At 40.6% G+C, this 17,495-nt stretch carries 21 protein-coding genes; all 21 read right to left on the bottom strand.

The genetic code is table 11. The features are described 5' to 3' along the window. Positions 1-18: 18 nt before the first annotated feature. Entirely contained in the window at positions 19-1,272 is a 1,254-nt protein-coding gene (locus HZB59_09995) for a TolC family protein (protein ID MBI5021759.1), read from the bottom strand. 77 nt (positions 1,273-1,349) lie between these two features. Further along, positions 1,350-1,697, bottom strand: coding sequence for a hypothetical protein (locus HZB59_09990; protein MBI5021758.1), 348 nt, complete (start codon positions 1,695-1,697; stop codon positions 1,350-1,352). 146 nt (positions 1,698-1,843) lie between these two features. After that, positions 1,844-5,110, bottom strand: a complete 3,267-nt coding sequence (locus HZB59_09985; GenBank protein ID MBI5021757.1) for an efflux RND transporter permease subunit — start codon at positions 5,108-5,110, stop codon at positions 1,844-1,846. Between the two features lie 141 nt (positions 5,111-5,251). Beyond that, complete coding sequence (locus tag HZB59_09980; protein MBI5021756.1) at positions 5,252-5,833, bottom strand: hypothetical protein; 582 nt, start codon at positions 5,831-5,833, stop codon at positions 5,252-5,254. A gap of 49 nt (positions 5,834-5,882) precedes the next feature. Next, a complete protein-coding gene (locus tag HZB59_09975; GenBank protein ID MBI5021755.1) occupies positions 5,883-6,236 on the bottom strand; it encodes a hypothetical protein in 354 nt (117 codons plus the stop codon). 49 nt (positions 6,237-6,285) lie between these two features. Next, positions 6,286-6,912 (bottom strand): hypothetical protein, encoded by a 627-nt coding sequence (locus HZB59_09970; protein ID MBI5021754.1) that lies wholly within the window; start codon positions 6,910-6,912, stop codon positions 6,286-6,288. A gap of 2 nt (positions 6,913-6,914) precedes the next feature. Further along, positions 6,915-7,361, bottom strand: coding sequence for a cupredoxin domain-containing protein (locus tag HZB59_09965; protein MBI5021753.1), 447 nt, complete (start codon positions 7,359-7,361; stop codon positions 6,915-6,917). A 31-nt stretch (positions 7,362-7,392) separates the two neighbouring features. Continuing rightward, positions 7,393-7,920 (bottom strand): DUF2231 domain-containing protein, encoded by a 528-nt coding sequence (locus HZB59_09960; GenBank protein ID MBI5021752.1) that lies wholly within the window; start codon positions 7,918-7,920, stop codon positions 7,393-7,395. Positions 7,921-7,937: 17 nt separating this feature from the next. Next, entirely contained in the window at positions 7,938-8,327 is a 390-nt protein-coding gene (locus tag HZB59_09955) for a DUF302 domain-containing protein (protein MBI5021751.1), read from the bottom strand. Positions 8,328-8,340: 13 nt separating this feature from the next. Next, positions 8,341-9,705 carry an efflux RND transporter periplasmic adaptor subunit gene (locus HZB59_09950; protein ID MBI5021750.1) on the bottom strand — a complete coding sequence of 455 codons (1,365 nt, stop codon included), beginning with the start codon at positions 9,703-9,705 and terminating at the stop codon, positions 8,341-8,343. Between the two features lie 15 nt (positions 9,706-9,720). After that, positions 9,721-10,977, bottom strand: coding sequence for a TolC family protein (locus HZB59_09945; GenBank protein ID MBI5021749.1), 1,257 nt, complete (start codon positions 10,975-10,977; stop codon positions 9,721-9,723). A gap of 122 nt (positions 10,978-11,099) precedes the next feature. After that, positions 11,100-11,510 (bottom strand): hypothetical protein, encoded by a 411-nt coding sequence (locus tag HZB59_09940; protein MBI5021748.1) that lies wholly within the window; start codon positions 11,508-11,510, stop codon positions 11,100-11,102. 311 nt (positions 11,511-11,821) lie between these two features. Further along, positions 11,822-12,697, bottom strand: a complete 876-nt coding sequence (locus tag HZB59_09935) for a T9SS type A sorting domain-containing protein (protein MBI5021747.1) — start codon at positions 12,695-12,697, stop codon at positions 11,822-11,824. A 53-nt stretch (positions 12,698-12,750) separates the two neighbouring features. Then, positions 12,751-12,951, bottom strand: a complete 201-nt coding sequence (locus HZB59_09930; GenBank protein ID MBI5021746.1) for a hypothetical protein — start codon at positions 12,949-12,951, stop codon at positions 12,751-12,753. Further along, positions 12,948-13,340, bottom strand: coding sequence for a hypothetical protein (locus HZB59_09925; GenBank protein MBI5021745.1), 393 nt, complete (start codon positions 13,338-13,340; stop codon positions 12,948-12,950). The genes HZB59_09930 and HZB59_09925 overlap by 4 nt, the downstream gene beginning before the upstream one ends. Before the next feature lie 59 nt (positions 13,341-13,399). Continuing rightward, entirely contained in the window at positions 13,400-14,107 is a 708-nt protein-coding gene (locus tag HZB59_09920) for a hypothetical protein (GenBank protein ID MBI5021744.1), read from the bottom strand. 284 nt (positions 14,108-14,391) lie between these two features. Next, the gene (locus tag HZB59_09915; protein ID MBI5021743.1) at positions 14,392-14,655 is read right to left on the bottom strand and encodes a hypothetical protein; all 264 of its coding nucleotides are present in this window, start codon (positions 14,653-14,655) and stop codon (positions 14,392-14,394) included. 6 nt (positions 14,656-14,661) lie between these two features. After that, positions 14,662-15,174, bottom strand: a complete 513-nt coding sequence (locus HZB59_09910; protein MBI5021742.1) for a siphovirus Gp157 family protein — start codon at positions 15,172-15,174, stop codon at positions 14,662-14,664. Positions 15,175-15,252: 78 nt separating this feature from the next. Further along, positions 15,253-15,972, bottom strand: coding sequence for a hypothetical protein (locus HZB59_09905; protein MBI5021741.1), 720 nt, complete (start codon positions 15,970-15,972; stop codon positions 15,253-15,255). A gap of 363 nt (positions 15,973-16,335) precedes the next feature. Then, on the bottom strand, positions 16,336-16,929 hold the full coding sequence (locus tag HZB59_09900; GenBank protein MBI5021740.1) for a hypothetical protein: 594 nt from the start codon (positions 16,927-16,929) through the stop codon (positions 16,336-16,338). A gap of 130 nt (positions 16,930-17,059) precedes the next feature. Further along, on the bottom strand, positions 17,060-17,341 hold the full coding sequence (locus HZB59_09895; GenBank protein MBI5021739.1) for a hypothetical protein: 282 nt from the start codon (positions 17,339-17,341) through the stop codon (positions 17,060-17,062). Positions 17,342-17,495: the final 154 nt, after the last annotated feature.

Raw genomic sequence — 17,495 nt, 5'->3', positions numbered from 1 at the left:
CCTTACTATAATAAAATATTATTGATTGATTGAAGCGCCGACGGCAAATTCTAACTTCGCCAGCGATGTGCTGTAGCGAGACAGTTCTTCAACATATTCGTTCCGCGATGAAATTAGTGTTTGTCGGGCTTGTAAAAATTCTATGTAAGTGATTTCGCCTGCTTCATAACTTGCAAGAGCGGTACGGTACACTTCTTCTGCCTGAGGAAGAATATTTGTCTGATGCAGTATGATTTGCCGCTCATCGTTTTTCATATCTAAAAATGCGTTTTTTACATTCACACTAATGAAATTATTTAGAGATCGTAAATCAGATTCAGCAATATTTAAGTTTGCCGATGCTTCCTGAATCTGACCACGCTGATCGAATAAAAACCAGAGAGGCAGGGAAATTCCAAAAGACACACCGTAGAAATCCGAGTTACCATCTACAGTCTGACGATAATAAGATGCGTTCAGGTTTGGCAGAAAACTCGACCATGCCAAAGTTCGATCCATTGAAGCAACTGATACTCTGCCGGATGCTGCCTTAATTTGTGGATTAATGGCAAAAGCCCTTTCTGTTAATTGCTCCAATGTCTCTTTGATCGGTTGATAGATTAAACTATCTGTTAGAATGATTTCATTCGGTTGAGCTTCCTTTCCACGTCCGAGTGTGTAGTACAATTCACCGAGGGAAATTTTAAGATCATTCTCAGCCACATCTAAACCGTTTCGTGCCTGTGTGCGTTGCACATTAGCAGTCAATCGTTCCAGGTTTGTGGCTTCACCGACGTTATAACGGATTTCCGCTTTGCGAGCGAAGTCGTCGGCAATAGCAAGATTTTCTTCGGCAAGTTCTATTTTTTTCTGTTTGGCGAGCACGTCGTAATATGCAATCTTGACTCGTGACGTAATTGCAATTGAGGTCGAAGAATATTCTGCCTCAGCAATCGTAACTTTGGAAGATAATTGCATACCACGAAATAAAATATTTGTAGGAAATTCCAACGATTGACTTATTTCTACCGTTCGTTCTCCGAATTGTTTTATACTGTTTCCTTTTGGAATGTATTGATAGTTGACCGCGACGGAAGGAGACGACGGTGAAACACCCCGCCAAAATCGTCCTCGCTCAGCATCAATTTGATTTAATGAAGAGATTGATTGTGGATTATTTTTTAGTGCAATAGAGATTGCATCGTGAATGGAGAGTTGTTCCACAATCTGGGAGAATGAAGTAATCCAGCTTAATAGAAATAACAGTCCCATTTGAATAAATAAACGTAACAAAGCGAACCTCGCTTATAAGATTTTTTAAATTTATGAATTATAAAAACCCGGAATAATCGGGCAGCAGCGTTAGAGAGTTACGCTTTTGGAGGGTGGTAAATGTTTTGGACTGGAGCTGTTGGAATGGAGAATGAGATAACTACTGTGTTATTCTCCGGCTGAAATGAAGATGATACAATGGATAAAACACTTGCGATTGCCGGTATGTGACAGATGCAGGTACAGTTATCGGAATGATTGTCATCGGGATTAGAGGGTGAATTCTGATGACTGCCGATAAACTCACAAACCAAAGTTGAACATTGTTCAGTATTGTTATCGTTAAAGCAGTTAATATCACCACACCAAAACATGGAAATTGTGAGGCACAAAACCACGACCAGATTTGTCGTTTGCAGGTAATATTTTGAGAATTTTAATATCATTGGTTATAATTTAAAAATATTTTTGATAACATTCAAATCAACTATCAAATCTCGCCACTATATAAGTGGGGATGTAATTCTCAATCGAGGTTTCTTTAACATGTTCAGGTTGATTTTTATCATGTTGAATTGTTGAGAGTGTTTAGTTAATGTTTCATCTCACTCATCTTCAATGTACCTCGCTTCAATGCCGCTTCTTTCATCATAGAAAAGATTACCGGAGTTACAAATAGGACGTGAATTGCCGAAGTAATAATCCCGCCAATCATTGGTGCAGCAATTGGTTTCATAACATCAGAACCGGTGCCGGTGCTCCACATAATCGGCAATAAGCCAATCAGATTAGTTGCGACAGTCATTAGTTTTGGGCGGAGTCGAAGAACTGCACCTTCGAGAGTTGCCTGAGTGATATCCGCATTTGTGATTGTTCCTTTTTGCAAATATTTGTTAAGTGCTTCGTGGAGATAAATCACCATAACAACGCCAGTCTCTACAGCTACACCATACAAGGCAATGAATCCAACCCAAACAGCAACACTGAAGTTGTATCCTAAAAAATAAATCAGATATACTCCACCTATCAGTGCAAACGGAACTGAGAGCATTACCATCGATGCTTCGAGGGCTGATTTGAATGTAAAATAAAGCATTATAAAAATTATAGAGAATACAATTGGCAAAACAATTTCCAACCGCTTCTTTGCTCTGATTTGATTTTCATATTGACCGCTCCATGATACATAATATCCTGGAGGGAGTTTTAGATTTTTGTCGAGAGCAACTTTAGCGTCGTTAACAAATCCACCCATATCTCTTCCACGTACATTAAGAAACACAATAGAGCGGAGGAGACTATTTTCACTGTTGATCATCGGTGGACCGGGAGATTGTTTGATATCTGCTAATTGTGCTAACGGTATAAAGGTAAATTTGGAATTGTCAATTGATAATTGTGAATTGACAATTGGCTTCGCAAATAAGGAAGATGTATTCATCGAACCCATACCACCTGACGAAGATCCTATTGGTTGTGAAGATTCCATTGATGAGCTACTCATCCGAGGAACAGGTACAAGCAATCGCTTTAGTGCATCGATATTATCGCGATAATCTTTTGCAAAGCGGACACGGATTGGGAAGCGGCGTCTGCCTTCAACTGTTGTTGAAATATTTTCTCCGCCTATTGCAGTTTCAATTACATTTAAAACATCTCCAACATTGATGCCATATCGTGCAACTGCCTCGGGTTTAACATTAATGTCTAGAAATTCTCCGCCAATAACTCTCTCTGCGTAAAGATCAGCCGCGCCAGGGACAGTTTTTAAAATGTTCTCGGCTTCAATAGCCAATCTTTCGAGAGTGTCAAGATCATCACCGAAAACTTTCACACCTAAATCGGTTCTTACGCCTGTCGAAAGCATGTTTATGCGGTTGATGATCGGCTGTGTCCATCCGTTTCGAACTCCGGGGATTTGTAATTTCTGATCAAGCTGAGAAATAATATCATCCTTCGTCATTCCTTTTCGCCATTGAGATTTTGGTTTGAGGAGAATAATTGACTCAATCATGCTGATTGGAGCGGGATCGGTTGAAGTTTCAGCACGTCCAACTTTTCCGAGAACTTGATCAACTTCTGGAAAGTCAGCAATAATTTTATCCTGAACCTGAAGAATTCTTTTCGCTTCGGTGATTGAAACATTCGGCAGAGTTACCGGCATAAAGAGCAAACTTCCTTCATCAAGCGGAGGCATGAATTCAGAACCGATGCTGAGAATCATCGGGATCGTAATTAAAAGAGCTAACAAGTTGAGCGCAAGCGTTGTCTTACGAAATTTTAACGCTCTCTTGAGAATCGGTTCATATATCTTCATTACAAAGCGTGAGATAGGATTCTTTTCTTCAGGTTTGAATTTTCCGCGCATCAACATCGTCATCAGCATCGGCACAAGTGTAATCGAGATAATCGCCGATGCAGCAAGCGCAAATGTTTTTGTGAATGCGAGAGGGTGGAAGAGTTTACCCTCTTGTCCTTCCAATAAAAATACAGGAAGGAATGAAACAACGATGATTGCAAGCGAGAAAAATATTGCCCTGCCAACCTGTTGAGCGGAACGGATAGAGATTTCTGTATAATCAATGACGCCGCCTTCATGTTGTGCGTGTGCGATGTTGCGATAAGCATTTTCCACAAGCACAATCGATGAATCTACCAGCACGCCAATCGCAATAGCTAATCCTCCTAGACTCATGATGTTTGATGTTATACCAAACTGTTTCATCAGGATGAATGCCATCAGCACCGAAACAGGTAACTCAATTAAAATGCGAAGTGCACTTCTGAAGTGGAAGATGAAAACCATAACAACGAGACTCACAATAAGCGCTTCTTCAATAAGAGCGCTTCGTAAAGTGTTAATAGATCGTTCAATTAAATCGGAGCGGTCGTATGCTGTTTTTATTTCAACACCTTTTGGCAATCCTTTTTGAACCTCGACGATTTTTTCCTTCACCCGCTCAATTACATCTTTTGCATTCTCGCCATAACGCATTACGATAATACCGCCGACAACCTCACCTTGTCCGTTTTTGTCCATCATTCCAAGCCGGAAGTCGTTACCAAGCTGGACTGTCCCAACATTTTTTATATAAATCGGAACACCATCTTTGCCGGTGCCTATCGGAATTCTTTCAATCTCTTTCACTGATTTGACATATCCTTGTCCGCGAACGAACATCTGAAGAGAATTCGATTCGATAATCTTCCCACCTACATCACGGTTAGTGTTTTTAATTGCATCGACAATCGAATTAAAGTTTACATCGTAAGCTACAAGCTTGTTTGGGTCGAGATCAACCTGATATTGCTTTACAAAGCCACCGACACTTGCAACTTCTGCAACACCGGGAACAGAGTTAAGTTGGTAGCGGATATACCAATCTTGAATTGCACGAAGTTCGGCAAGATCATAATCTTTTCCCTCAACTGTGTACCAGTAAACGTGACCGACTCCTGTTCCATCAGGACCAAGCGTTGGGATGACACCGGACGGAAGGAAAGAGGAGGCATAATTGAGTTTCTCAAGCACGCGGCTTCGTGCCCAATAAATATCGACGTTGTCTTCGAAGATGATGTAGATGAACGACATACCGAACATTGATTGCGCCCGAACTGCTTTGACTTTCGGAAGTCCCTGAAGGTTGCTCACCAGAGGATAAGTAATTTGATCCTCCATAATTTTTGGTGATCGTCCCATCCACGATGTGAACACAATAACCTGATTATCTGAAAGATCTGGAATCGCATCAACTGGTGTGTTATACACCGACCAGATACCCCATCCGATTAGGATGGAATAAATAAGGATGATAACAAATTTATTTCGTGCCGAGTACTCAATTATTTTTTCTATCATGATGACCTCTGTTACTATTCATATTTCTTTACCCTGTCCAGATTATTCTGAACTCCCCTCTCACAATCGGTGAGCGGGGATGGGGAAAGGATTTACGTTCAACTGCTTAGCTTTCATTAAATATATTTTACTACTTTCATTTTAATGGTGCCCATTGTGTCCTGATCCAACTTTTGAGGTGTCCATTGTTGTAAAATGATAATACATTTCATTTTTCATCACACCATTTCCATGGTTACCCATCATATTCATGTCGCCTAATCGGTTCTCCATCATTTTAACCATGTCGGTGCCCATGCGTACCATGTATTGCATTCCGGAGATCATCATTGAATCGGGTGTGAATATGCATCGTGTACTATCTCCATTCCAAAGATATTTTCCCTTTGCGCGGTGCTGATTCATCATATGGAGCATTTTCATAGAATCCATCATCGTTTCATTCATCATTCCATATCCCATTGAATCTCCCGCAGGGTGGAGAGAATCATCCATGCCGCGAGCACTCATGAGATATAAATTATTTTCTACTATGCCACGCACAACGGGCTGTGCAAAGTTTAATGTGATAGTCGCATCTAAGCGTACATTAGCTTCTCCATCCTTTGGGCTTATTGAAAAAATTGGCGTTTGGTTCGAACTTGTGGGTGATGTCGCTTCTTTTGAGCAACCTATAATGCCAAGTGCGATTAATAATGTTGTGATAATTAGTTTGATATTCATTCTACTTCCTTTCAATATTGTTTTTAATTGTTTATGTTTTCTTAATACTTTATTTTTTAATTTTTTCTAACTTCATCCCACATTTAGAACAATTACCAGTCTTGTCAGACTTTTCATCCGGATGCATTGGACACGCATACATTTCTGTTTTTTTCTCAGATTTAGTTTCCCCTTTTGACATTGCCTTTTTTTTCAACGCCATTCCACATTTCGGGCATTTACCTGCTTTATCAGAAGTTACTTCCGGGTGCATCGGACAGGTGTAAACTTCCTTTGTCTGTTCTTTTGATTGAGTTGTCTTCATTTGATGTTGTTTGTGGTCGTGTTCTCGTGCTACAATGGTGTACCGCATGCCTAACAAGCCCACCACGATAATTGCTATTGCAAATTGGATGTTTTTCATTGATAATTCTCCTTATATTTATTGTTTGATTTAATATATTGTCTTGTAACTAAAATGTTTTCGCCATTATCATAATTATCATCATCGAAGCCATGATCACACTTCCAATGATGACCGGGGTTGATATTTTAAAACCGCCATTTTCATTTGAATGTTCGCTTAACAGTTGAGATTTCACCAAAGCATCGGCAATGATTGGCTTAATAAGTTTATTTTCGTTTATTGATTCGATCTCAAAGATTATTCGATAATCGGATGGATGTTGCAAGCTGAATTTATATGCATACTCCTGATTGTTCGGAACAATAAACTTTTGACTAGAGACTACATCAGTATTATTACGAACATCTAAAAGCGTAACCATACCTTCCGCTTGTAGAAGAGTAGAGTCGTTCAACGGATAAATCCGAAGAAACACAAATGATTCTCTATCAATTATTGCGGTCGGAATCTCAGCAACAACTCTATAATCATCGGTGACAATCTCTTTAATAAAATTATCATGAAGATTCTGTTCCCGATCAGCATTTTGTTCATGAGAAGAATGATCCATCATCATCCCCGACATCATGCATCCGGAAGACAGCAAAGACGAGGATATCAAAATTAGATTTATAATAGTGATAGTCCTGTTTTGTATCAACATCTGTTTCACTATTGTTTTTATGCCAATCATTGTTATTCCTTTACCACGATCGAACCTTCAATCATGTTCATTGGGCAGGCAAAAGTGAACGACCCGGAAATATCTGGTGTAAATTCCACAGATGCGATCTCAAAAGGAGTCAACAATTTCTTAATATCGAACTCCCTGATAATAACTGTAGCAGTGCATCCTTCTTCCTGAAGATCAAAATTAAGACGAAGAGGGATTCCCCTTTTCACTATGATAGTGTTCGGATGATAGCCATCTCTTATTGTTATATTAGCTTGCTGCATACCATCATCGTTAATGAACGCATAACCTTTTGATTGAGCTACGACTTTATGCACAGAATGTGACTCTGGATTATTTGCGCCATGTTGATGTCCACTTGAACCCATCGAGCATTGAGCGTGGCTGTTCGCAGCTACGATAAAGGTGCTCAGAATAATAGTTGCCAAATAAAATGTGGATCGTTTCATTGTGTTGTTCCTTATAATTAATAGTTATGAGTTAATGTTGATGTTCCGATTCGCCTGAGGAATCAGGATCACTTTCATGCCCATGTTCCTCATTTGTTTCAGTATGCTGATGGGTGTGTGCCGACTGTTGCACGGCACTTCCACCAACGCCAAATTCGTACACTAATTTTCCGCCAAGATGCGCACCATAAAGCATTGTAACTACGGCAAGAATCCCAATAGCTAAATAGATGGTTTGATATGACTTTCTCAATGGTAAAGAGGTCTTCAAGAAACTTCTCCAGATCAACAGTAGAATAAAAGCGCCTGCGACTATCAATCCAATAGTTTCATGAGTTTCCATAATTTCATGAGAAGCTTCATTATGTGGAACGGTGTTGGCAGCAATTAGTCCGGTGGTGACCGTTATGACAATCGCGATAACTCCGAAAACTTGTGCCCACCAGCCGGCATTCTTGAATGATTCTTTCTTTAACAAAATACCAAGCAAGTCCCAAAGCAATCCGACTGAAAGAATCGCAATCGGAAAGTGAACAAAATACGGATGTATGTTTTGCATATAATTTCCTTTTCTGTTTATAGATTTTCAATGACTCGGCGCAACTTGTTCTGAATTTCATTTGCAACGTCTGCCAATTGAGGATTGTTCACAGATTGCATCGATGCAACAGGATCGACCGTTGCGATCTCGACAGTACCTTTAGAGATTTCTTGAATAATCACATTGCATGGTAGCATTATTCCAATCTTATCCTCAGCTTGCAGTGCCCGATAAGCAAACGGCGGGTTGCATGCGCCCAAAATTTTATATTTCCTGAAATTGACGTCAAGTTTTTTCTTTAAGGTTTCCTTTACATCAATTTCAGTCAGAATGCCGAAACCCTCATTTTTTAGATTTCCGATTACAGCTTCAATTACTTTATCGAATGATATATCTTTTTTTATTTTACTGAAATAGTAACTCATAGTTGTCTCTCCTTTATTTTTTATCCATTTTCATACCAGCATGTTCGGTTGATTTTGAGCTTGCAGGTGTTTGCATCTGACTCTCTGAATCAATTAGGTAGCCACCTGAGCTTACAATTGTTTCACCTTCGTTGATTCCTTCTATAATTTGTACATATTCATTTGAACGTCCACCGATTTTTACCAGCCTTGGTTCAAAGACACCTGCAACCTTTTGAACCCATACAACTTGCTTTGCTCCAGTCGAGAGAACTGCGGTTATTGGAACGACAATGCTTTCTGATAGCTTTACTTTAACTGTAGCATTAACGAACATATCTAATCTAAGGTCAGCAGATTCATTCGCAATTTCTGCACGAATACGCACTGTCCTTGATGAAGGATCAACAGTGGGACTTATGAATGTTATCTTACCCGTAAATGTTTTATCGGAATATGCATCACTCTTGGCTTCAACTATTTGCCCGACTTTTACACCCTGAATTTCGTACTCGTAAATGTCTGCATACATCCAGACTGTGGAAAGATCGGCAACATCAAAAAGATTTTCACCGGTAGATACATATTGCTGTTGCTGGATATTTTTCTTCAACACTGTTCCGCTAATAGGAGAGTGGAGCGTGAATGTATTCCTGACAATCTTTAAGTAATCAAGTTCATTCAATTGCGATTCAGTAAATCCCCACAGAAGAAGTTTCTGTTTTGACTGTTGAAGAAGCTCCGAGGAATTAGATTGCTTAGCGAGTAAGTATTCCTGTTGAGCGGATATAGCTTCCGGACTGTAAACATCAGCAACAGGATCGTCTTTTTTTACCTGTTGCCCCTCGTAAGTGAGGTAAAGTTTATCAATCCGTCCCGGGAACCGTGTGCTTATTTGTCTGAAGTTCTGTTCAGCATAAGCGATTTTACCCACAGCGCGGATTTCTTTTTCCAACGACATCTTCATTGCAGTTGAAGTTGAAACATTTGCAAGTACTTGCTTCGTTGGCGATAATGTCACTTGCCCGAGCGACTGATGTTCTTCTTTCGTCAGCTCAACTTGATCGGTACGTTTAACCAAATTCATTCCGCATACCGGGCATGCCCCCGGATGGTCACTCTTAACAGATGGATGCATCGGGCAAGTGTAGTAACTCTCATCAGCAGATGTTTTTTGGTTCGCTGTTTCCGGTTGTGACTCGTCTGCATAGACAGGAGTTCTATCCATTCCCATTGGCGATTTACCGGGATGATCGCTTCTATCACCGGGAATCATAGAATCGGTCCAGTAGAGAATTTTTCGTTCAGGTTTAGATGGAAATAGTTTCGGATAAAAATATAATCCTGCTAAACCTACAATGACAATGATAATTGCGCTGATGATAATATTCTTTTTCATATTAAAATCCTTTCCTTACTTTAAATCTGATAAATACTGGGTACCGGCTTCACGTTCCAACTCTGCAATTGCTTGCTCGAATTGCATCCGTGTCATGAAATATTCCTTTGAAAGATTGACGAGTGTCCGGTATGCATCGATCAACATCAAAAAATCTGTCGTTCCTGTTTGATATGCTGTTAAGCTTGCCTGCACTGATTGCTTTGCTTGAGGAAGAATTTCCGAGTTGAAAATATCGAGTTGTTTCTTTGCTCCACTTGCCTTGTAATATAAATCTTTGACGTTGCTTGCGACCATATTTCGAGTTGAAGTGTAAGATGCGTTCGACTTGATTATTGCGGCATTCGCTTCATCTACACGAGTGCTCGCTTTTCCGAGTGTCCAGGGTGCAAAAGGAAGTGTGATTCCCGCACTAACACTCCAGCCCGTGAATGAACCCATCGGTTCCGTCATTCTCTCGATTCCAAATTTGAAATCGGGAAGATATTCCTGCTTCGCCATGGAAAGCATTGTTTTGCTCTCATCAATCATCAACGAGTCTTTAATGATCATTGGACGGTTGTGCAATGCAAAACTCAAAACTGAGTCTAGGTCCATTGAAAATGAAACCTCAGAAGGTATCACCGCTATAGAGATAGTGTCTTTGGTATCCCGATTTAGCAGCGACATCATCATTGCCTTCATACTTAATTCTTTTTGTCGAAATGAAATCTGTTCATTACCGATCATTGATATCTCGATTTGCGCTTTCAGTATATCCTGCTGCGGCACCTGACCGGCTGTGTATTTCGTCTGTGCAATGGATAAAAATTGCTTCATGAGTCGGGAGTTTTCTTGAGCAATTGCGATGTTTTGCTGGATGAACCATAACTCTACGTATGTAGATTTCAGTTTCGCCAAAACCTCGTTCACTTTTTCAAGCTGGTCACTTTGGGAAAACCGTTTCTGGATAACAGATAGATCCTTTTGTGTCCCAAGTTTTGTCGGAAATGGAACCATTTGCATCAGCTCAAGACGCGAGAACATCGCCTCATTGAATTTGAAATCGGGCATACCTTCCTGCATGAATTTCAACTCAGGATCATCAAGAGTACCAGCTTGAGATACTTTAGCTCGCATTACATCAACCTGTGCGAGAGCCGCTTGGATTTCAGGATTGTTCTTCATCGCTTCAGAGATTAGACTGTCCAATTGCACTGGCCGAGTTACTGGTTGACTATAAATTTGCGCAGCTAATAGAACCGTAACCAATAATAAAAATATTTTGTTCATAATTCCTCGTAATAAATTCAATGCTTATATTGCCATTCCAGAATGAGTCCGGAATGACGGCAAAATGTAACAACATCATTGACAAAAGTCAATAATGTAGTTTTATTGAACTATTACGAGAATTAAATAAGGAGAGAAGAGATAAATATAGGTATATCTTCGGTGAGAGGAGGAGAGTGTGTATCGTTAAAAATTGATTTTGAAAAAGTCGTCGATTCAAAAATGTTTGAATCGTAGATTATCGCAGTAGTTGAGTAATTTTGTGTTTGAGTTACTACATCGTTTTGTGTTTGCAGAAACTCTGTTTGATTGCGATCTACCCCAAGTATTGTTTTGCAGCAAGAGGATTCCGGTTTAGAAATTTGGATATCTTTGCTCTCTTTTTTATGTGTAGTGCACATCTCGCATGAATTGCTTGATACTGTTTCCATCATCTTGCAATAATGCAAAGCAATCGGCAACCCTATGTTGAAAACCGAAAAGATTCCAGCAAGGAGTATAGCAACCGAGCGATATTTAAATGAGCTTACCATGTTATTAATTGTAACACTACTTTTGTACGATCCGTTCCTTAAAAAGATACAATAATTTTCATGAAACACAAAATACCAAGATCATATTATTTAAAATATTTCTTATTTTGCTTGTTATTACTCAATTTTAAATATTTATTATTTCAAATTATCCAATCTATGGATTGCTATTAAGTAAATTTAGTGTTTTCATTCCCAAACGCTTCTTTCGGCATGCCTTTGTGCCATTGGCAGGCAGCTTAAAACATGCTGGAATGACAGTAAAGACCCTCGGATCAATCCCTCAGAAATTTCTCAATTAAAGTATTTTCTTACCTTAATAAAATCATTTTTTGAGTCGATTTATATTGACCGGCTCTCATGCTATAGAAGTAAATTCCGCTTGCTAAGTTGTTTGCATCGAATAGCACAGAATGTTCTCCGGCGCTCAATGGTTGATTGTCAAAAAGTGTTGCAACAACCTTACCAAGCACGTTGTAAACTTCCAACGTTACATTCTCAGTCAACGGGATGTTGAAGAGGATCTCGGTAGAGGGATTAAATGGATTTGGATAGTTTTGCTCCAATTTGTATTGCGATGGTGTTGTTACCGTTGGGGAAATTCCTGTGACCTCAGACGGTGTCCCCACAAATGCGATTGCTGCATATACTTGGGAGGTCTTCACTGTGGCAGTAGTACCAATAAATGAAACGTCTGATAAATTTACCCATTGTGTACCATTCCAACCGCGCACACCGGTCGGCTTCCATCGCCTATGGAGAGAATCGGTGTAAAGACTATCCCAACGCAACTGACACTGTAACCCTGTCATAAACTGCATCATATGGTTTACGCTCATCATGGAATCGTCCATCATATCAAAGCGGGTGCTATCGCGCCCAATTTCGATCCGATGCCAACCCATAAATGTTGAATCGTGCGGATGGTCCAAACTATCAAGATGCATTCGATCGATACGACAGTAAATTGAATCTGGGAACATCATTCCCATCATAGAACCGGGGGGAAACATAGCAAAGGTAAGCGAGTCGTCCCAGCAACGGGCAATTGTTGTGTCGGTTGCATTCCGATGAATCCAGTTATTATAATGATGTTGAGCAAATGTCGGAATTGTCAGCGTTATGTAGAATAACGCAAAGATATAAAGTGATTTTGAGTAATCAAAATTGTGTTTTCTTTGAAACATGGCTACGGTTCCTATCAAAAGTTTTATGTTAATTATGTAAACAGCCGAAAACTCTAAATAATTCCAATACTAACTCCAACTTGTTCTTCGAGCTTTCTGATCAACGAATTATTATGGTCGATTACTCTGTTCGACACTTCACGTACAATGCTTAAGGAACTTGTGTTTAAATCCTTGATAAATATGTCTCGCTCTGATTCGAGGGCTTGGATAATAGAGTGATCTTCATCTTCAGTAAGTTGAATGTCAATCATTGTTTGACTCCTTTCTTTGTTTTTGTTATACCAATGTCGGTGGCTTGTTTCTGATGTTTGTACTCTTCAATCGTTTTATAACTTTCTCCATCAATGATTCGATACGTTATGATAGAGATGACATCCATTCCACTGTATCCGGTGACACGAATTCGAACGGTCTTTTCATCAACTTTTTGCATCGATACTTTGTAGATTAATATTCCATCTTCACGTTTGTCGAATCGAACAAATTTTCTTTCATCCGGAATTATTGTAAGGATTGCCTCATCAAGACCTTCCTGAAGATTTTGAATTGCCTTCTTGACATCAGCTATGATTTGTCCTTGAAAAATAATCTCACAGATAATGACGAGTATTGTTGAAATGAAAAATGATTTCGTTTTCATATTGAATCCTTTCTTGTTAATGTTATACCAAATACACAAATGAATTGAACACCTATTCTTTAACCACACCTATGATGCCTGCTGCCAGCGAAAAGCAGAAAGACCAGCAACCTGAACGGGCAACCAAGAGCCACGACCGACACGAGGAAGACGAACTGGAGAGAAACCGACACAAAAGACAAACACAGCGACACCAGAGCGAACAGCGAGACGACACGCCAGCAGCGAACCACGAGAACGAGGAGACGAGAGAAAGCAAACAAGAACAGACGGCGGACGACGGGCAAGGAAACGGACGAGAGCAACAGAACGCAAAGCAAGGCGCTGACGCAACGGAACGGAAGGCAAACCGCCAGCCCACCAGCGAACACGAGCACCACAACGAGCAGCAGCAAGCACAGCAGAAACAGCAGAGAGAGAACACGAACCGAAACCACCGAAACCGAAAGCGGCAAACACAGAGAGACGAGACACAACGGAACACGGAACGGAAGAGAGCACGAAAGCATCAGCGCCCACCGAACAGCCAACAGCAAGCGAAGCGGAAGAACCAGAACACACAGCACCGACAACAGAGGAAACCAGCGACTGAGCGGACGCAGGAAGCGACCGAGAACCACAGAAGCCAACGGAAGCAAAAGAAGAAAACATAACGAAACCAAGAGGGCGAACACGCAGGCGAAACGCCAACGCCAGCCAGCCCAAGCCGAAGCAACCGACTGACGCCCGCCACGCAACTGAGCGAGGCGAAGCGAAAAAACACTCATAAGCGCACAGCCCCGCATGCGCAGCCACGCAATGCCCGTCAGCCCGAGTGCGGAAGCGAGCACCGCAACGAAGTTTTATGCAAAAGGTGTGACATTCAAAGGCGCATCCTTTTGCAAACGAGTGAGGAGCAGAGCTGCACAAACGAGGGTTGAGCCTGAGCGGAATGAACGAAGTGAATGAAGTCGAAGGCGAAAGGCTTGTGTGGCGAGAACGGGGCTGTATCTTGCAGAACCCACGAGAGCGAACTCAAACCAAGCACGTATCGGCAGGCAGAATCGTAGCATTACAATCCTGAATCTTCGAAAGGTTCATAAGTGTAGATTCTTTGCTTCTCTGGTAAAGCGGCGACTTTCACACCGAGAATTGTACCGCGCTCCAACGGTGCGCTTGTCCAGATGCAGCGTCGGGAAGCAAACGCAACAACTCCGAAATGGAGTTCTCCGCATACCTCGACTAAGACAAGGTCGCCTTCCTTGCTGAACTTTTGAATTTTCTTTTCCATGTGTAAGTAAGCGATACCGTCTCGGAAATGGAGAGACGGTATCATCGTTTTTTATCGAATCACAAGGTGCGTACCTTGAACGATTTCTACTCCACTGGGAATAACTCCGGTAGATTTCACCTGTTCCATGATTTTTGTTTTATCGACCTCCTTTTTCACCTTGAGGAACTCCTCCTCAACTTCATCGATATTTCTAACCTCGACACTCGGTTGGCTTGGTGCAACATAAATTGTAAAAAACGCATATTTGATTTTATTTGATTGAGTTACTTCCATAGCGTTTTTAACATATTTCTTAAGCCAGTCAATTCGAGAATCGAATGATCGTTTTCGTTCAGCAAGCCGTTTAGCTTCGGCAGCCAAAGCATCCCGGTGTGCCTCAAGATTCTTAACAAATTTCACGATGTTACAAACCTTATCAATAAATTTCATATTGAGATTATCGAGAGCTTGTTGAAGTTGTTCGAGTTTATCGTTTCCCTCCTGTCCATTAGTCGAATCGACTTCGTCAAGATTATTGAGAATGATCAGGTCTTTTGTGATTTCGTATAATGTTTCGGTCATGATAGATGCCTTTCATATAAAATGTGATTTTAAAATAGGCACGGTTTGAACCGTGCCTTCGATTTATTTTCTGAACTGCTAGAATGGCAAGTCGTCTTTTTCAACGGCTACCTCAGCTGGTACCGGAACCATTTCTTGAACCTTTTCAGGGACTGTAGCTGGTTTCACATCTTCAACTTTCTTATCAGCCAGAGGCTGATGCGCCTTTGGTGCAGAACGATGTAAGCGCTTACCGTTTCCATTACCATTGGAAAGAACCTTATCGACTGTAAGCTGTCCGGTGCGTGAGAGAAACAAACAAACACCGATTTTTTCGATGTCGGTATTTCTCCACTCCACTCCATCAATGGTTTTTGTGATGTCGACTGCATCATGTAAGGATTGATACATTGTTAATGTATCACCGGAAAAACCTTCTGGTGTTTGTGGGATGGGTTGAGCACTTTCCACTTTTTGTGGAATCAACTCCTCCTTTTTCTCGGGTTTTTGGGAATCCATCACTTCGTGAGGTGCATCCTTGCATTCGAGTACATTTATCACCGTAAACGGCTCACCATTTTTCGGTGTGATGGTTTCTTTTAACAAGCTTACTACTTGACCGGCTTTCACGTCGAACTTACGGAACTGCTTCTCCAACCGATCCGTAACTTTCAAGAACTTCTCTTTCCCTTCGTGTTGAACGGAATAAAGTAAATACGGACCGAATTGACCTTCCTTCTTAAGACCGGTGGCAAATTTCAGCGTGACGTCTGCGATGTAGTGCTCTTTGAGTTGCACAAATTCTCTTTGTGTGTTCATTGTAAAATCTCCTTTTAATTGTTTTGGATTATTGTTGATTGCATACTTCTTATACCAAAGTTATTGTGGATGGATTTTCATTCAGTCGTCAAGAAAGAAATTGATTAATTGTTACTTTCTCTTTGGAGAGAAAGTAACCAAAGAGAACTTTCCGCAATCACAAACGGTTGCTTTCGAAATAGCAGCATGATTAAAAAGCGATTCCTTAGCCTGATCATGGCTATGAATGACGGAATCGCAAAGCTCATTTTGTTAAGGGCTATTGTAAAACAGTGTGATTGCGGAGGGGAAAAACATATAGGAAGTGGAATTCCGTCTCATTTGGCTGAGACGGAATCCTTTTCGGTGGGAATTATAGGTAAGTTAAAGTTGAAGTGTAAATTGATTCGAGTGTTTATTGGAGAATTCCAATAAAAGTCGGTCTATAAAACTTTTGACTGTTTGAATGTTAACCGACACTGCTTGAGCGATTTCGTCATCGTTGTAACCTTCTTCTTTCATCATAAAAATAATTCTCTCCTTTTCTGATAGTTTTGATAAACGGGTATCAAGATCTATTTTATAATGAAGATAATCTTCAAGATTGGATTCATCTTGAATAATATCTGCGTATGTGTCTCCTTCACCATTGAAGATAGAATTGTCGATTGAATGAAGCTCTAACTTCCCTTCATAATAATTCCGCTTATTGAACACGTCAGTTTTATTTGTCCGGGAATACCCTCTCATTTCTATCTGCACTTCTTTCTTGCGAAGTTTCATGTAATGAATTAGAAGCGCAAGCTCCATTATTTTCCCTTCATTAACTTTACGGATAAATTCCTCGTACGCAAGAATGACAAGGTCTTGAACTTTATCATCATACTGTGGATGCCGTTTGTCGATCATTCGTTTTGCAGCGTTATACAAAGTTGAAATGTATTGTGAAAAGATTTGGTTGAGTTGTTGATGTGACATAATGACCTCTTGTATTTGTGATTAAATGCAGTCAGACCCTTCGCCTTCGCTCAGGGCAGTTTTCTCGAAAAACTTCTCAAAAACTGATTGACCGCTTGTAGAGATCATCATTTCAAAGGGACGACCGAAGTCAAGGGTCGTGAAATAAAATTTTGGGGGAGAGAAGAAGTGAATATGCGACATACATGACACTTCCGTAAAACGGAATGGCGTGGATGTTGCCACTTCTTCTTTCCCCACACACCACAGGTTTGTGAATACAATCCTGCGGTGACGTGAGAGGGAACCAAAATTTTTTAGCGAGCAATGATAGAGCAGAACGGACTGATCCTTCGGCTCTCCCGCTCAAGGAGCGGGATCGCTCAGGACAGGGTTTATGAAGGAGTGGAGCGATATGATTGTGAGCGTTCACGATTTAAATCCCGCCACTTCTCTTGTGGCGGGAGACTTGCCCTTGACGAGGGAGTGGGATTTTATCGGGGATATATTTCAATTTAAAGCGGTCAATTAAATGAGTTGAATAGTAGGTTTTGAGATTTGAAAAATAATTAGGAATGTGTTAGATT

The sequence above is a fragment of the Ignavibacteriales bacterium genome, from assembly GCA_016214905.1.
GTDB lineage: Bacteria > Bacteroidota > Ignavibacteria > UBA10030 > SZUA-254 > PNNN01.
Note: the sequence above shows the minus strand (reverse complement) of the source record. Positions and strands in the feature narration are given on the sequence as shown.

Coding starts and splice junctions, on each gene's coding strand:
- HZB59_09990 (MBI5021758.1), bottom strand. CDS start 1,697: ATGATATTAAAATTCTCAAAATATTACCTGCAAACGACAAATCTGGTC.
- HZB59_09985 (MBI5021757.1), bottom strand. CDS start 5,110: ATGATAGAAAAAATAATTGAGTACTCGGCACGAAATAAATTTGTTATC.
- HZB59_09980 (MBI5021756.1), bottom strand. CDS start 5,833: ATGAATATCAAACTAATTATCACAACATTATTAATCGCACTTGGCATT.
- HZB59_09975 (MBI5021755.1), bottom strand. CDS start 6,236: ATGAAAAACATCCAATTTGCAATAGCAATTATCGTGGTGGGCTTGTTA.
- HZB59_09970 (MBI5021754.1), bottom strand. CDS start 6,912: ATGATTGGCATAAAAACAATAGTGAAACAGATGTTGATACAAAACAGG.
- HZB59_09965 (MBI5021753.1), bottom strand. CDS start 7,361: ATGAAACGATCCACATTTTATTTGGCAACTATTATTCTGAGCACCTTT.
- HZB59_09960 (MBI5021752.1), bottom strand. CDS start 7,920: ATGCAAAACATACATCCGTATTTTGTTCACTTTCCGATTGCGATTCTT.
- HZB59_09955 (MBI5021751.1), bottom strand. CDS start 8,327: ATGAGTTACTATTTCAGTAAAATAAAAAAAGATATATCATTCGATAAA.
- HZB59_09950 (MBI5021750.1), bottom strand. CDS start 9,705: ATGAAAAAGAATATTATCATCAGCGCAATTATCATTGTCATTGTAGGT.
- HZB59_09945 (MBI5021749.1), bottom strand. CDS start 10,977: ATGAACAAAATATTTTTATTATTGGTTACGGTTCTATTAGCTGCGCAA.
- HZB59_09940 (MBI5021748.1), bottom strand. CDS start 11,510: ATGGTAAGCTCATTTAAATATCGCTCGGTTGCTATACTCCTTGCTGGA.
- HZB59_09935 (MBI5021747.1), bottom strand. CDS start 12,697: ATGTTTCAAAGAAAACACAATTTTGATTACTCAAAATCACTTTATATC.
- HZB59_09930 (MBI5021746.1), bottom strand. CDS start 12,951: ATGATTGACATTCAACTTACTGAAGATGAAGATCACTCTATTATCCAA.
- HZB59_09925 (MBI5021745.1), bottom strand. CDS start 13,340: ATGAAAACGAAATCATTTTTCATTTCAACAATACTCGTCATTATCTGT.
- HZB59_09920 (MBI5021744.1), bottom strand. CDS start 14,107: ATGAGTGTTTTTTCGCTTCGCCTCGCTCAGTTGCGTGGCGGGCGTCAG.
- HZB59_09915 (MBI5021743.1), bottom strand. CDS start 14,655: ATGATACCGTCTCTCCATTTCCGAGACGGTATCGCTTACTTACACATG.
- HZB59_09910 (MBI5021742.1), bottom strand. CDS start 15,174: ATGACCGAAACATTATACGAAATCACAAAAGACCTGATCATTCTCAAT.
- HZB59_09905 (MBI5021741.1), bottom strand. CDS start 15,972: ATGAACACACAAAGAGAATTTGTGCAACTCAAAGAGCACTACATCGCA.
- HZB59_09900 (MBI5021740.1), bottom strand. CDS start 16,929: ATGTCACATCAACAACTCAACCAAATCTTTTCACAATACATTTCAACT.